The sequence below is a fragment of the Acinetobacter stercoris genome, from assembly GCF_900323515.1.
Taxonomy (GTDB): Bacteria; Pseudomonadota; Gammaproteobacteria; order Pseudomonadales; family Moraxellaceae; genus Acinetobacter; species Acinetobacter stercoris.
The window spans coordinates 1-13258 of sequence record NZ_OOGT01000105.1; the positions used below are offsets into that span (position 1 = coordinate 1).

The window sequence follows — 13258 nt, forward strand, 5'->3', positions numbered from 1 at the left end:
GTCTTCTGATGCTATAAAACCATTATTAGAAAGACTAAATACTGAAAAAGCTAAAATTCAAGAGATTGATGATATTTTAGAAAAAATTTCTCAATTAACAACTTCTTTAGAAAGTTTAAAAACAGAGTTTCAACGTACAATTTGGTTATCAATGTCCAATATAGCCTCTGAATTAATACAGGCTATATCATCAATTACAATCAGCCAAGATCTACAAATACTTGCAACGAATATATTTGATAAATTTAAGTTCAATGAATTTATCAAAAAAACTATTAACCAACAGCCTGAAAAAGCCAAGCTATTTGCCGAAATGCAAGTTGCTTCTCAAATAGAACTATTAGATAAATATCATGAAATAGTAGCATCCTTAGAAGAAGGAGAAATTCGTTTTAGAGGTGGTAGTACTTTAGAAACATTTACGAAAGAGTTCTTCGATAATTCATGGTTTAAAATAAAATTTGACGTTATCTATGATGGTGACAACTACAATGAAATGTCACAAGGCAAAAAAGCTTTTGTAGTATTAAAAATGACTTTAGATTGTAGTGAAAGTAAGTGCCCTATCATCATCGACCAACCTGAAGATGACTTAGATAATCGAGCTATCTATTCTGAATTGGTTACTTTTCTAAAACAAAAGAAAAAGGAAAGACAAATTATTCTTGTGACTCACAACGCAAATGTTGTTGTGAATGCCGATAGTGAGCTAATCATTGTTGCCAATCAACATGGGATTCATAGCCCAAATATGAATAATCATAAGTTCCAATATAAGTTTGGCAGTATTGAATCACTAGAACATGATCCAAATTGTTCATCCACTTTAAATCAAAAAACAATTAAGTCACATATATGTGAAATTCTTGAAGGTGGAGATAGAGCCTTTAAGTTACGAGAACAAAAATATAATTTAGCTTCCTAAATAAAAAGACCGCCTAAGCGGTCTTTTTTTCTATTATCATCAAGCCACAGGCGCTAATGTAAACAATACCTGCCCTGTTTTTACGGTTTGCCCTTTTTCAATAGTAATTGCATCTACACGCATCCGTTCAGGTGCAATGATCGGGATTTCTATTTTCATCGCTTCAATCACTGCAAGCGTTGCACCCTCCTCAACGATATCTCCCGATACACATTCTATTTTCCAGATTGAACCTGGCATATGAGACTCTACCGCACAGCCTCCTTCTGGAATTGCGACTGTATCACCATCATCCACAGCATCCAGACTTTCAGATACATATTCGACGAGTCCTGCTTCATGCCACCGTCTACGCTCTGCATCAAAGTTGGTTTGTTGTATGTCCTTAAACGTTTGAATACTCTCTTGATTAGCTTTCAGGAATTCATTGTATTCTTTGAGATTCAATACACCATCTTCGATACGCAATTGCAATCGACCTGCCTTGAAGTCCTCACGCATTTGCATCAGTTCATCTTCAGAAACTTCGTAAAACTTCACCTGATCAAAGAAGCGTAATAACCATGGTTTACCATCTTCAAAGTCTGGGTTTTTACGGTAGCGACTCCACATTTGTGTAGTTCGTCCAACCAGTTGGTAACCTCCAGGACCTTCCATACCATAAACACACATATATGCACCGCCGATACCGACTGCATTTTCAGGTGTCCAAGTTCTTGCAGGATTATATTTGGTGGTGACCAGACGTTGACGAGGATCAAGTGGTGTCGCTACAGGTGCACCGAGGTAAACATCACCCAAGCCCATCACTAGATAATGCGCACTATAAACTACATCTTTGACTGCTTGCTTTGATGCCAAACCATTGATACGGCGAATAAATTCTACATTATCAGGACACCATGGTGCATCGGGGCGCACAATTTGTGTATAACGTTCAGTGGCCAATTGAGTTTGTGAATCTTCCCAAGCCAATGGCAGATATACAGTTCGCGATGCAACCTGCATCTCCTGAATATCAGGCAACTCAGCTTCTGCCTGTTTTAACTTTTCGAGTAGTTCCAGTTGATCAAGCTGAATTGAATCAAAGTGGATTTGTAGTGAACGAATACCAGGTGTCAGATCAATAATCCCTTGAATATCCTGCTCTTTCACCCATTGCATTAAAGCATGAATACGGAAACGTAAATTCAGATCCAGAACCAATTCGCCATATTCCACCAACAGATAGCTATTTCCTGCTGGACGATAGGTCACACCTGGTTTATCTGCTTCTGCATCAAGTACTGCCAATACTGCATCAGCCAAAGTTTCTGTTTCAGCAGTCAAAACAGGACTAAAATCGACTAAGCTGGTATCTGCAGTTATCATACTTTGATGATATTTCTGGTCTAAACGTTTTGCTTGCGCATAACTTACAGGTACAAACCTGACCTTATCTCCTGCTTTGAGTTGTCCAATTTTCCAGAGTTCCGAATGAATAATCACGGCAGGACATACAAAGCCACCAAGACTTGGGCCATCAGGCCCTAAAATAATCGGCATATCACCAGTGAAATCAATTGCACCGATTGCATAGGCATTGTCATGAATATTAGACGGATGCAGACCAGCCTCACCCCCATCAATACGTGCCCATTCAGGCTTTGGTCCGATTAAACGAACGCCTGTACGGCTTGAGTTATAGTGAATTTCAAACTCATTGGCAAAAAAAGTATCAATATCCTGTTTGGTAAAGAAATCTGGTGCACCATGTGGTCCGTACATCACTGCAATTTCCCAGTGGTGTGAAAAACTCGGAATCTGCTGTTCTGCCAAAACCTGAACCTGATCTGATGAATATTCATTGATCGGTAACATATCGCCAACCAGCAAATTACGTCCTGCATGCCCACCAAACTGACCTAAAGTAAATGTTGCCTGTGAGCCCAGATATTCAGGAACATTCAACCCACCTTTGATGCCAATATAACTTCGACACCCCGTACTAATTGTTCCACATTTTAAAACCTGACCTTTTTTGACATTAATACTTTGCCACATCGGAACATCTTTACCATCCAGTTTCGATGGCATATCTCCGCCCGTGATCACAATCTGGCTATCACAGTGGAATTTTAGTGTAGGTCCCTGCAAAGTACATTCAAGACCCGCAGTATTGCTATCATTGCCCAAAAGCTGGTTGGCAACAGTCAGACTCAATGGATCAATCGCACCTGATGGTGGCACACCCACATCCCAATATCCCAAACGACCTGTAACATCCTGAATCGAAGTTTGAATACCTGATTGCAGCACCTCTATTTTTTGAACTTTCCATTCAAAGGTATTGAGGAATCTTGTAGTTTGAGTACCCGCATGGAATACATCACAGGCAACAATATTTTGTAAATACTCCAGATTGGTTTCGATTCCTGCGATTTGTGTATTTGCCAGACTCGTTGTCATCGCCGCAATCGCAGATTCACGATCGTCTGCAGTCACGATAATTTTAGCTATCATCGGGTCATAAAATGACGAAACACTGGAACCTGTCTCCACCCACGTTTCAATACGTGCCTGTTGATCAAAATTCACATGCGTGAGCAAGCCTGCACAAGGCTGAAACTGTTTAACCGGATCCTCAGCATAAAGACGGACCTGAATCGAATGTCCTTTAGGTTGTAACGTACCTGTAGGCGCTTGCCAGTCTCCACTGGCTAAAGTCACCATCCATTCTACAAGATCTACTCCAAACACCTGCTCAGTAACACCATGTTCAACCTGTAGTCGAGTATTCACTTCAAGGAAATAAAACGCTTGAGTTTCAGTATCCATGACAAATTCAACAGTACCTGCCGAACGATAATGGACTGATTGCATGAGTTGAATTGCGACTTGTTGCAGGTACTCGCGTTGTTCATCACTAATATGTGGTGCAGGTGTTTCTTCAATAACTTTCTGGTTACGGCGTTGTACAGAACAATCTCGTTCACCCAGTGCCAAAACTTGCCCTTGACCATCACCAAAAATTTGTACTTCGATATGACGTGCATGTTGTACGAATTTTTCCAGATACAGCCCAGCATCCTTAAAATTGGCTTGAGCCAGATAGGAAACAGTTTGATAGGCATCTTTGAGTTCATCCTCATTCCAGACTAGGCGCATACCGATACCACCACCACCTGCGGTACTTTTTAACATGACAGGATAGCCAATACGCTTTGCTTCTGTTAGAGCTTCTGTCTCATCTGCCAGCAACGAACTACCAGGAAGTAGCGGGACATGACTTTTAATCGCAAGTTCACGTGCGGTATGCTTCAGCCCAAAGTCTTTCATCTGACTGGATGTCGGCCCAATAAATGCAATTCCCTGATTTTCACAAAGATCACAAAATTCAGCATTTTCAGACAAAAAACCGTAGCCGGGATGAATCGCTTCTGCACCCGTCTGTTTCGCAACTTCAAGGATTTTTTCAATATTTAAATAGCTTTGATTGGCAGGTGCAGCACCTATACAAAAAGCTTCATCTGCCAGTGTCACATGCAATGAATCACGATCAGCTTCAGAGTAGACTACAACTGAAGCTATTCCTAATTTTTTCAGTGTACGAATAACACGGCAGGCAATCGCGCCACGATTGGCGATCAGAACTTTTTTAAACATGATTTAAGCTCCTGCACCTTCATGAACGACCAGTTGGATTTGTGTAGGGTTATAGGCATTACACGGATTGTTTAACTGCGGACAGTTGGAAATCAGTACGATTAAATCCATTTCAGCCTGTATTTCTACATATTTTCCAGGTCCTGAAATACCATCATCAAACTTTAGATGCCCATCTGAAGTTACAGGAACATTCATAAAAAAATTAATATTGGGTCCAATATGCCTTACGTTTAATTGATATTTTTGAGCGATTGGATGCCTTGCCAGTGCATACATAAAATTGTTACGACAACTATGCATTGGATATTTATCCAGCGCATAACGCACGGTGTTACTTTCACATGAACATGCACCACCAATCGTGTCATGACGCCCACAGTTGTCATCATGAATGACTGCAATTGGACGCCCCAGATTACTGTATAAAGTTGTCCCTTTCTCAAGATAAATCTGTTGATTCATCGCTAGAGTATCTGTCGCACTGTAACGTTCTTCCGGGTTCTCGGCTGAAATAAACAAGGTATCAACCGCCTGATTGCCCTCTAAATCTACAATACGAAAATATTGTCCTTTCTTTACTTCACACATCCATGCTTCACCAGCAGGACACACTTCGCTCAATACTGCTTTCTTAAAATTTTGTAAAATGCTCATGATTTTTCTCCTGCTTTCCTAGATTGCGTAGTAACGGGCATTGTTCGCAAATGCACGCCGGTTTTGCTGGCACGAATCTCGGCAAATATCTGTTTCATTTAAAGGCAATGCCTTAAATAACTTCATTTGCACATCGGCAGGTTGATATTGACTAATATTGTCTAATGCATGTGGTGCAGCTGACAGAAACACCAGACAATTCATTTCAAAACGTAGTTCAATGATTTGATCCGTGTTATCTGAGCTTATATAAGAAAGTGATCCCTCATCATCGGGTGTTACTTTGGAGAACAAATTAACTGTTGCACTTAAATCAACCTGACCTAAGGCAAACTTACTCATTTCAACCAGAAGTCCGTCCTGTGCACTTTGGTACATATCATTACGCGCATCCTGAAAAGTTCGTTGACCATATTTTTTTTCAATCTGGATGGCTGTACTCGGGGCGCAAATCACATCATTCCAGGCATGATCATCATGGACGAATGAAGCCATGACGCGCCCCAAATCAGAATAAAGTACGTTGGATGCTGTCAAGTATGCTGTATGCTGTCCTTTTAAACTGTCTGGCATATTGAAGCGTTCTAATTTATCTTCTGCATTTACACAAAATATGGACACATTGGCATTTGCACCGAGTGCCTGAAATTGCAAGATCGTACCCTTTTGAATGCGACCAGACCAGTGATGTCCACCTGGCAAAATTTCACTCCAGATCTCTTGATTATTATGATAATTCGTAGTGTTCATAGCCACTCCTGTTCGGATAGTTTTTGACTTCCTCCCGGGCTTTTATCCCTCCGTGTAGTTCGCAATGAACCGTGAACTCTCGGTCCAGACATACAAAAATGTATCGGAACCCTAGATCACTTTTTCTTGTTATAGATAAAGCAAAGGACGTGCCAATCTAGTATTACGTTTTTAGTGAAAAGTAATATTGTTTCTGGTCAATTAAAGGGCAATTTAAATGAAGATTTTTTTGACTGCACAAAAAATTGGCAGTTTTGCTTTGTGATGATGTTATACAGTGATCCAATATGATTCTGGATATCAACGGATAAAAAAGTGATTTAAAATGATTAAAGCAACAGTAAATAAACTGCCTCACTAAGTTTGATGGTTTAAATCCAGGAACAATAAAAGGCTTAACTTAATAGGCAGGAATCAGCCTCAATACCAATAGTAGTTAAACATATTAGCGTATCTGACATGGGTAGATATTCCAAATCATCAACACAATGACTCATATTGGAATGATTTATATCTGAACCATACAAATAATTGCTAAAAGCTATGCTATTCCCCTATACCTTTGATCTTTAATTATAAATTAAAACTCGAATGCCTTACTTTATTCTGCCTCCAATCATCCTTTTCAAAGCCAGTGAGTCCTTTAAAGCCTAAATTGCCTGTTCTAACTTGCTATAAAATAAAAAATACGATTTATAGCTTTAGTGTATTTTACCTTTATGTAACTGTATTTTATTGAAAATTTTAAAATCAGCCTGACATGAAATATANAATTATAAATATAAATCAAATAGATATCTCAAGACACAAAAACTTTATTGTTTTAGATTATCAAGTGTTTATCTTTTATATTATATCGTATACGATATAATATAAAAGAATGGTTAAGGAAAACGCTATGTCAGGACAATTCAAAAAGCAGTTATCACTCATGGATCTCACTTTCATTGGGCTCGGGGCAATTTTTGGATCAGGGTGGTTATTCTCGGCGAGCCATGTCGCTTCACAAGCTGGTCCAGCTGGAATATTTTCATGGTTAATTGGTGGTTTTGCCGTTTTAATTTTAGGGATTATCTATTGTGAGCTTGGCGCCGCCTTACCTCGTGCAGGTGGGATTATCCGATATCCAGTTTTCTCTCATGGTCCCATGCAAGGCTATTTGTTAGGCTCAATCACAGTCATTGCTTTTTCCAGCTTGATTGCAATTGAGGTTGTTGCAGCCAGAGAATATGCAGCAGCCTGGTTCCCCTCTCTTACAACAGTAAACAATGGTGTCCGATCCCCCACAATTGCAGGATGGTTATTCCAGTTTGCTTTATTATGTTTTTTCTTTGCACTGAATTACTTCAGTGTTAAAACTTTTGCAATCGCAAACAATATCGTCAGTATATTAAAGTTCGCAGTTCCATTACTGGTCATCGTCGCTTTACTTTATCATTTTAAACCCGAAAATTTTTCAGTTACCGAATTTGCACCAATGGGGGCACGTGGAGTAGAAAGTGCTGTCTCGGCAGGTGGTATCATTTTCGCTTATTTAGGTTTAACCCCTATTATTTCTGTTGCCAGTGAAGTTAAACGGCCTCAATTTACCATTCCCTTTGCTTTAATCTTATCTGTCCTGCTTGCTACTGTGATTTATATTGTCCTGCAAATTGCATTTTTAGGTGCTGTTCCTACCGAAATGTTAGCAAATGGCTGGCATGGACTAAGCGACAAATTCCCTCTACCGTATCGAGATATTGCGATGTTGTTAGGTTTAGGCTGGCTCGCGATGTTAGTTGTTAGTGATGCTATTATTTCACCTTCTGGTTGCGGCAATATTTACATGGCAGCAACGCCGCGTGTGATTTATGCCTGGTCAAATAGTAGTACATTTTTCAAGATATTTACCAAAGTTGACACCAAGTCCGGGATTCCACGTTATGCACTTTGGCTAACTTTTTTCTTGTCATTATTCTGGACTATGCCTTTTCCATCATGGGAAAAGCTGATCAGCGTCGTTTCCGCAGCATTGGTATTAAGCTATGCCATTGCTCCTGTAACTGTAGGCGCACTACGTCGAAATGCACCTGAACTCCCCCGGCCATTCCTTGTAAAAGGTTTCTCTTTCCTCGGTCCTGTCTCTTTTATCATTGCAACTTTTATTGTCTATTGGTCAGGATGGAATGTGGTCTCCTGGTTACTTGGCTCTCAACTGCTCCTGGTAATTTTCTATATTATTTTCAAACGCTTTGTTCCAACCCATGAAGTGAGCTTTGCCCAGCAATTAAAATCCTCAGCCTGGCTGATCTGCTATTATATTTTAATGATCATTGTTTCGTATCTGGGCTGCTTCGGGCAAGGTGCAAGTCATATCATTTCAGAACCATATGACACGCTGCTCGTCACCGTTATTGCTTTGATCTGTTATTACTGGGGAATCCATTCTGGTTTGCCAAAAGCACTCATTAAAGAAGACAATGAGGCTTAGATTCCAAAAACTGGTTTTTTAATTCTTTGACTCTTTTTATCGAATATCAATTTAATATGGACTCAGTAAATTGAGTCCATATTTTTGAATAAAGCCTTTACTTCCAACCAAAATCAAATCAGCAAATAAAACTTGTTATTCTAATTTACTAATCAAAAACATATGCTATTTCAACCACCTTTAACCGTATATGTTAACCGGTATAAACTCGGTGACATTCCTGTGTGTATTTTAAATTGACGGCAAAAAGCACTGTGATCACTATATCCGCATCGTAATCCAATTTCTGTAATCGGTAAATCTGTCGCCAACATTTCAGTTGCAGCCTGCAACCTGATTTTACTAATCATCTGCCTAGGAGTGAGATGGTATATTTTTTTGCAATACCGCTCTAGTTGAGCAACTGAAACCCCTACTATTTTAGTTAAATCTGCCAATGTGATCGTTTCAGAATAATTATTCTTGATATATTCTTCAACTTGAACCATTTTGTAAAATGCAGGATGAGTATTTTCAGGAACATTTAAATCATGTGAAATTCCTGCGATAGCAACGAGTTGACCTGTCTCGTCATAAAGAGGCTCTTTATAAGTTAAACACCATCCTGATTGATTTTTGGCGTATAAATGCAATTCTAATTGTTCAGATAAGCGTTTGTTCTTGCGAATAACTTGCATATCTTGCGAAGTATAAATCTGCCCAAATGGAGCTGGAAAAATCTGTTCGGATGTTTTTCCTATGACTATATTTTTATCTTTTAGTCCACAACGAGTACTTAGTGTCTGATTAACAAATAAATAATGGGCTTGTGTATCTTTAATAAAAAATACAGTTGATGATAAGGCATCCAGTAGTGGCTCTATGGTTTTGATATCTTTTAAGAAATGATCTAAAGTTGATGTAAGTCGAGGAAGATAAGCCAAAGACATTTTTAGAGCAGACAAATATATGATTTCTCTACTCTAGTTTATTTTATGGCTGATTTAAAGTAGAAGATTGCAAAGAAATTAGACTCTTAGCGCGAGTAGGTAAAAGTGGTGGTCTGGAGTTCGGAACTTGCCACCCAAATATAAATCGGGCTGCTGCTGCACATGTACTTCCTTGACAGGCTCCCATACCGCAGCGTGTATGTAATTTTGCATCCACCCAGCAACTACGCTCTACAACTTTTGAAAACGTTACATCTTCACAACGACAAAAAATTGTATCAGACTGGGCAAGTGTTTTTAATTCTTCCCGCAAACTAAAACTTTGCTGAAGTATATCGGCGAATTTTTGATAATGTTGACGTTTTTTAAATAACCTGCTTGCTAAATCCATTTGTCCTGTTGCGGCAAAGCCTGCTATCTCGCCTTCAACTAATGCCAATTCACTACCCCCAAATCCAGTACATTCACCCGCTGCAAAGATTTGATCTTGTGACGTTTGCTGTAACTCATTCACGACGATTGCCTGGTTTTCAATATCGCAATTTAATAACTGTGCCAACTGTATATTCGGTATCAATCCAAAACCACAAGCCAGATGATCACATTCAATCTCAACTATTCCTTTCGGGGTTTGTAATTTTACCCGTTCAAGTTTTTCTGTTCCAATCGCCTCTAGTATATAACTGTCAGTTTTATATAACTGATGTGGTAGAAACAGGGCCTGAATTAATTTAGCTGGCCAACGCCATAATTGATAAGCAAATTTATGTACCGAAGATTTATTTGCCTGCTCAGCAATATATAACACCTGAGCACCAACTTTTCGTGCTGTATCGGCACTGGCAAGTAATAATGGTCCTGACCCTGCGATAACAATACGCCTGTTTTTTACAGGAGTCCCTGCCTTGATCAATGCCTGTAACCCACCAGCTCCTGTTACACCTGGTAATGTCCAGCCAGGAAAAGGTAAAAATAGCTCCCGAGCGCCAGTACATAAGATCAGTTTCTGATAATTTAGAACAACACTCAAATCCGCCAATTCGACCAATAACTGTCCTGAAGCTGGTGCTGCAACAATTTTTGCACTCGTCAAGATCTCTATATTTTTTGACAATAAAATTTTCTGTTGCATTTCTTGTGCAATTTCAGGTGTAGCCAAAACTGTTCCTGAGCGCCAGATCTGCCCCCCCATGGCAGGATTATTATCTAAAATGGCAATACTTTGCCCACTACGTCCTGCTGTTATTGCTGCTGCCAAACCTGCAGGACCAGCCCCAACAATAACAATATCATATTGTTTTTTCATCGCAGCGTTTCCACCTTCATTCCATGTTGACATAGCGTTTGACAAGCTAAAACTCTTTTCCCATTAATTGTGACACGGCATTCCTGACATACGCCCATACCACAAAATGGAGTGCGTTTTTCACCAGTTACCGATATACGGCTTGTTATAATTTCCGCTTGAAAAATCGCCGCTGCCACTGATGTCCCTTCTGGTACTGAAACCAAGTGTTCATTGATACATAGCTGTACTAATTTATCCATGACTGATTCCTTTTTGCACTAAAACGTTGAGGTAAGAACGGTTCAGGATCAATCTCAAATGCAAGATTACAAATATGCGAGGCGATCAGACGTCCTGTTCCTGTCGCCGTTGTCACCCCCAACCCCTCATGTCCCACTGCCAGATAAACAGATGAATAATCTGGATGCTGACCAATAACAGGAATGCCATCCGGGCTTGCAGCACGAAATCCCGTCCATGCTCTAATAATATTTAAATCCGCCAATTCTGGAAAATAATCAATCGCTTCTGTTAAAACACGGGTAAATACTTCAGGCTCTACCCGTGGATCAGTCGTTGCAAACTGTCTCGAAGAACCAATAAATAATTGCCCCGTCGGACGAGGCTGAATATTACATGCAACCGAAATACCACTGGTGGCTTGCGTACTTGCAGCATATGCCAAGGCAACAAGGGTATGACTTAGTTTGATTTCAGGATAACGGTCAGTTATTGCCAGATGCCCTTTTTTAGGCTCGATAGGAAGTTCAGGAAAAAAATCCGTAACATTAATTCCATTGGCAATCACGATGTTATCGGCTTTTAGCCACGCTCCATCGCTCAGTTGCACTCGATTTTCCTCAATCATTACAACCTTGGCATTGATCGTCTGGATCAAGTCTGGAAATTGTTTTAAAAACCATTCAGCAGCACAGGGGGCATACAAGATGCCATCATCAAGAACTTCTAACCCGCCATATAAACCTGCTTTCAAATGTGGAACAAGATCATATATTTCATCTTGTTTGATCAATCTACAGCGGATACCTCTTTCAACTAAACGGTGATATTTTTCATGTGCAGTTTTTACTTCTTCAGGGCTACTGGCTAACCATAAAGTTGGGGTTGGACGATAAGCACATTCTTCAGATAATTTATCACCTAACTCATGCCATAATTGAACTGACCAATGACTTAAATCCAATTCTGGTTTTAGGTCATCCATAATCACCAGATGCCCCATTCCAGCTGCAGTCGCCCCCCCTATTCGTGCATCTAAAACTTTTACAGTTAATCCCTGACGGGCTAACTCATACGCACATGCTGCACCGACTATTCCCGCACCGATGACAATCACATCGGTTTTCATAGCTGGATGCCCCATGCATATGGATCACGTTCATCCATAATCAGCGTTGTTTCAGCACTAATATATGCTTCACCCCGAATCGTCGGAATAATATAACCATCACCTTGCTCATAACTGGCAATAAACTGGCTTCCAATAATACTTTCTTGTCGCCAAAGTTCACTCGCCCCTAGCTTGCCTTCGGCAGCCAGACAAGCCACTTTGGCACTGGTTCCCGTTCCACAGGGAGAACGGTCATAAGCTTTGCCTGGACAAAGTACAAAACTTTTACTATCTGCCTGTTCTGAATGAGTAAATAATTCGATATGATCAATTTCCTGACCATCTTTCGCTGTAATTTTTTGTTTGGATAAAGCTTGACGTATAGCCCATGCATAATCTGTTAATTGCTCTAGATTATCACTTGCAACCTTTTGACCATGTTCACTAACAAGAAAAAACCAGTTTCCTCCCCAGGCAATATCGCCAACGACTTTACCATAAGCAGGAACATCGACTTCCACAGCCTTTTGATAGCGATATGAAGGTACATTTCTAACACTTACAGAGTGATCCTCATGTAAAGTTGCTTCTATATCCCCCACTGGGGTTTCGATGATATGTGTTCCTGCTTGAATTTTTCCAAGATGTGCTAGCGTAACAACCAGACCAATTGTTCCATGACCACACATTCCAAGATATCCAGAATTATTGAAAAATATGACACCAGCACTTGCTTTAGGGTTAACAGGTTCACATAACAATGCACCGACAAGAACATCATTTCCTCGTGGTTCAAGCATGACTGCTGTACGGTATTGATCGTATTGTTCAGATAAAATTTTACGGCGGCTTTGCATGTCACCACGACCAAGATCAGGGAAGCCATCCAATACAACTCGGGTCGGTTCACCCCCCGTATGTGAATCCAAAATTTTTACTGTTTTCATTGAAGAGATCCATTTCCTTTTTTTCTAGGATGCCTCAACAGAAGAATACTGGCTTGATAGTTTTAGGGTTAAACGATGACGAATTCAGCATAATGAAAATATGAAAAATAGTTTTTTTTTTAATGAGCCAAATATTGGCTAATAAAAAGTTATATCAAGTATTTCTAACTCTAGTTTGATTTTTGAAGTAGAAAGTCAGCCTGTTCTAATCAATATTTTATGGATAAAACAATTTCTATCTGGAATAAANCATCTTTATAGTGACTAGCTAAAATAAGAACTTGAAAAAATAATAT

The 13258-nt window shown here is 39.7% G+C and carries 9 protein-coding genes, 1 pseudogene and 1 riboswitch; of the genes and pseudogenes, 2 read left to right on the forward strand and 8 right to left on the reverse strand.

What is annotated here, in order from left to right:
• A pseudogene (locus tag KPC_RS11610) lies at nucleotides 1–925 on the forward strand (TrlF family ATPase); the annotation flags it as partial.
• Between the two features lie 39 nt (nucleotides 926–964).
• Here KPC_RS11610 and uca read toward each other — a convergent pair.
• Genes uca through KPC_RS11625 form a run of 3 tightly spaced genes read right to left on the reverse strand, consistent with a single transcriptional unit; the run spans nucleotide 965 to nucleotide 5977 of the window.
• A complete protein-coding gene (gene uca / locus KPC_RS11615; RefSeq protein WP_121974541.1) occupies nucleotides 965–4570 on the reverse strand; it encodes an urea carboxylase in 3606 nt (1201 codons plus the stop codon).
• A 3-nt stretch (nucleotides 4571–4573) separates the two neighbouring features.
• On the reverse strand, nucleotides 4574–5227 hold the full coding sequence (locus KPC_RS11620; RefSeq protein WP_121974542.1) for an urea amidolyase associated protein UAAP2: 654 nt from the start codon (nucleotides 5225–5227) through the stop codon (nucleotides 4574–4576).
• 18 nt (nucleotides 5228–5245) lie between these two features.
• Complete coding sequence (locus KPC_RS11625) at nucleotides 5246–5977, reverse strand: urea amidolyase associated protein UAAP1 (protein ID WP_121974543.1); 732 nt, start codon at nucleotides 5975–5977, stop codon at nucleotides 5246–5248.
• 29 nt (nucleotides 5978–6006) lie between these two features.
• A riboswitch (guanidine-I (ykkC/yxkD leader) is annotated at nucleotides 6007–6103 on the reverse strand.
• 772 nt (nucleotides 6104–6875) lie between these two features.
• Between KPC_RS11625 and KPC_RS11630 the strand changes: the two genes are divergently transcribed.
• On the forward strand, nucleotides 6876–8447 hold the full coding sequence (locus KPC_RS11630) for an APC family permease (protein WP_121974544.1): 1572 nt from the start codon (nucleotides 6876–6878) through the stop codon (nucleotides 8445–8447).
• Between the two features lie 170 nt (nucleotides 8448–8617).
• Here KPC_RS11630 and KPC_RS11635 read toward each other — a convergent pair whose 3' ends face one another.
• Genes KPC_RS11635 through KPC_RS11655 form a run of 5 tightly spaced genes read right to left on the reverse strand, consistent with a single transcriptional unit; the run spans nucleotide 8618 to nucleotide 12962 of the window.
• The gene (locus tag KPC_RS11635) at nucleotides 8618–9376 is read right to left on the reverse strand and encodes an AraC family transcriptional regulator (RefSeq protein WP_121974545.1); all 759 of its coding nucleotides are present in this window, start codon (nucleotides 9374–9376) and stop codon (nucleotides 8618–8620) included.
• Nucleotides 9377–9419: 43 nt separating this feature from the next.
• Entirely contained in the window at nucleotides 9420–10682 is a 1263-nt protein-coding gene (locus tag KPC_RS11640) for an NAD(P)/FAD-dependent oxidoreductase (protein ID WP_121974546.1), read from the reverse strand.
• Nucleotides 10679–10924 carry a (2Fe-2S)-binding protein gene (locus tag KPC_RS11645; protein WP_121974547.1) on the reverse strand — a complete coding sequence of 82 codons (246 nt, stop codon included), beginning with the start codon at nucleotides 10922–10924 and terminating at the stop codon, nucleotides 10679–10681. The genes KPC_RS11640 and KPC_RS11645 overlap by 4 nt, the downstream gene beginning before the upstream one ends.
• On the reverse strand, nucleotides 10912–12033 hold the full coding sequence (locus KPC_RS11650; protein WP_121974548.1) for an NAD(P)/FAD-dependent oxidoreductase: 1122 nt from the start codon (nucleotides 12031–12033) through the stop codon (nucleotides 10912–10914). Before KPC_RS11650 ends, KPC_RS11645 begins: the two co-directional genes overlap by 13 nt.
• Nucleotides 12030–12962, reverse strand: a complete 933-nt coding sequence (locus KPC_RS11655; protein WP_121974549.1) for a 4-hydroxyproline epimerase — start codon at nucleotides 12960–12962, stop codon at nucleotides 12030–12032. Before KPC_RS11655 ends, KPC_RS11650 begins: the two co-directional genes overlap by 4 nt.
• Between the last annotated feature and the right edge of the window lie 296 nt (nucleotides 12963–13258).

Excerpts from the sequence above, each read along its gene's own strand:
- KPC_RS11655 (WP_121974549.1), bottom strand. The coding sequence starts at position 12,962 with ATGAAAACAGTAAAAATTTTGGATTCACATACGGGGGGTGAACCGACC.
- KPC_RS11645 (WP_121974547.1), bottom strand. The coding sequence starts at position 10,924 with ATGGATAAATTAGTACAGCTATGTATCAATGAACACTTGGTTTCAGTA.
- KPC_RS11650 (WP_121974548.1), bottom strand. The coding sequence starts at position 12,033 with ATGAAAACCGATGTGATTGTCATCGGTGCGGGAATAGTCGGTGCAGCA.
- uca (WP_121974541.1), bottom strand. The coding sequence starts at position 4,570 with ATGTTTAAAAAAGTTCTGATCGCCAATCGTGGCGCGATTGCCTGCCGT.
- KPC_RS11620 (WP_121974542.1), bottom strand. The coding sequence starts at position 5,227 with ATGAGCATTTTACAAAATTTTAAGAAAGCAGTATTGAGCGAAGTGTGT.
- KPC_RS11635 (WP_121974545.1), bottom strand. The coding sequence starts at position 9,376 with ATGTCTTTGGCTTATCTTCCTCGACTTACATCAACTTTAGATCATTTC.
- KPC_RS11630 (WP_121974544.1), top strand. The coding sequence starts at position 6,876 with ATGTCAGGACAATTCAAAAAGCAGTTATCACTCATGGATCTCACTTTC.
- KPC_RS11640 (WP_121974546.1), bottom strand. The coding sequence starts at position 10,682 with ATGAAAAAACAATATGATATTGTTATTGTTGGGGCTGGTCCTGCAGGT.
- KPC_RS11625 (WP_121974543.1), bottom strand. The coding sequence starts at position 5,977 with ATGAACACTACGAATTATCATAATAATCAAGAGATCTGGAGTGAAATT.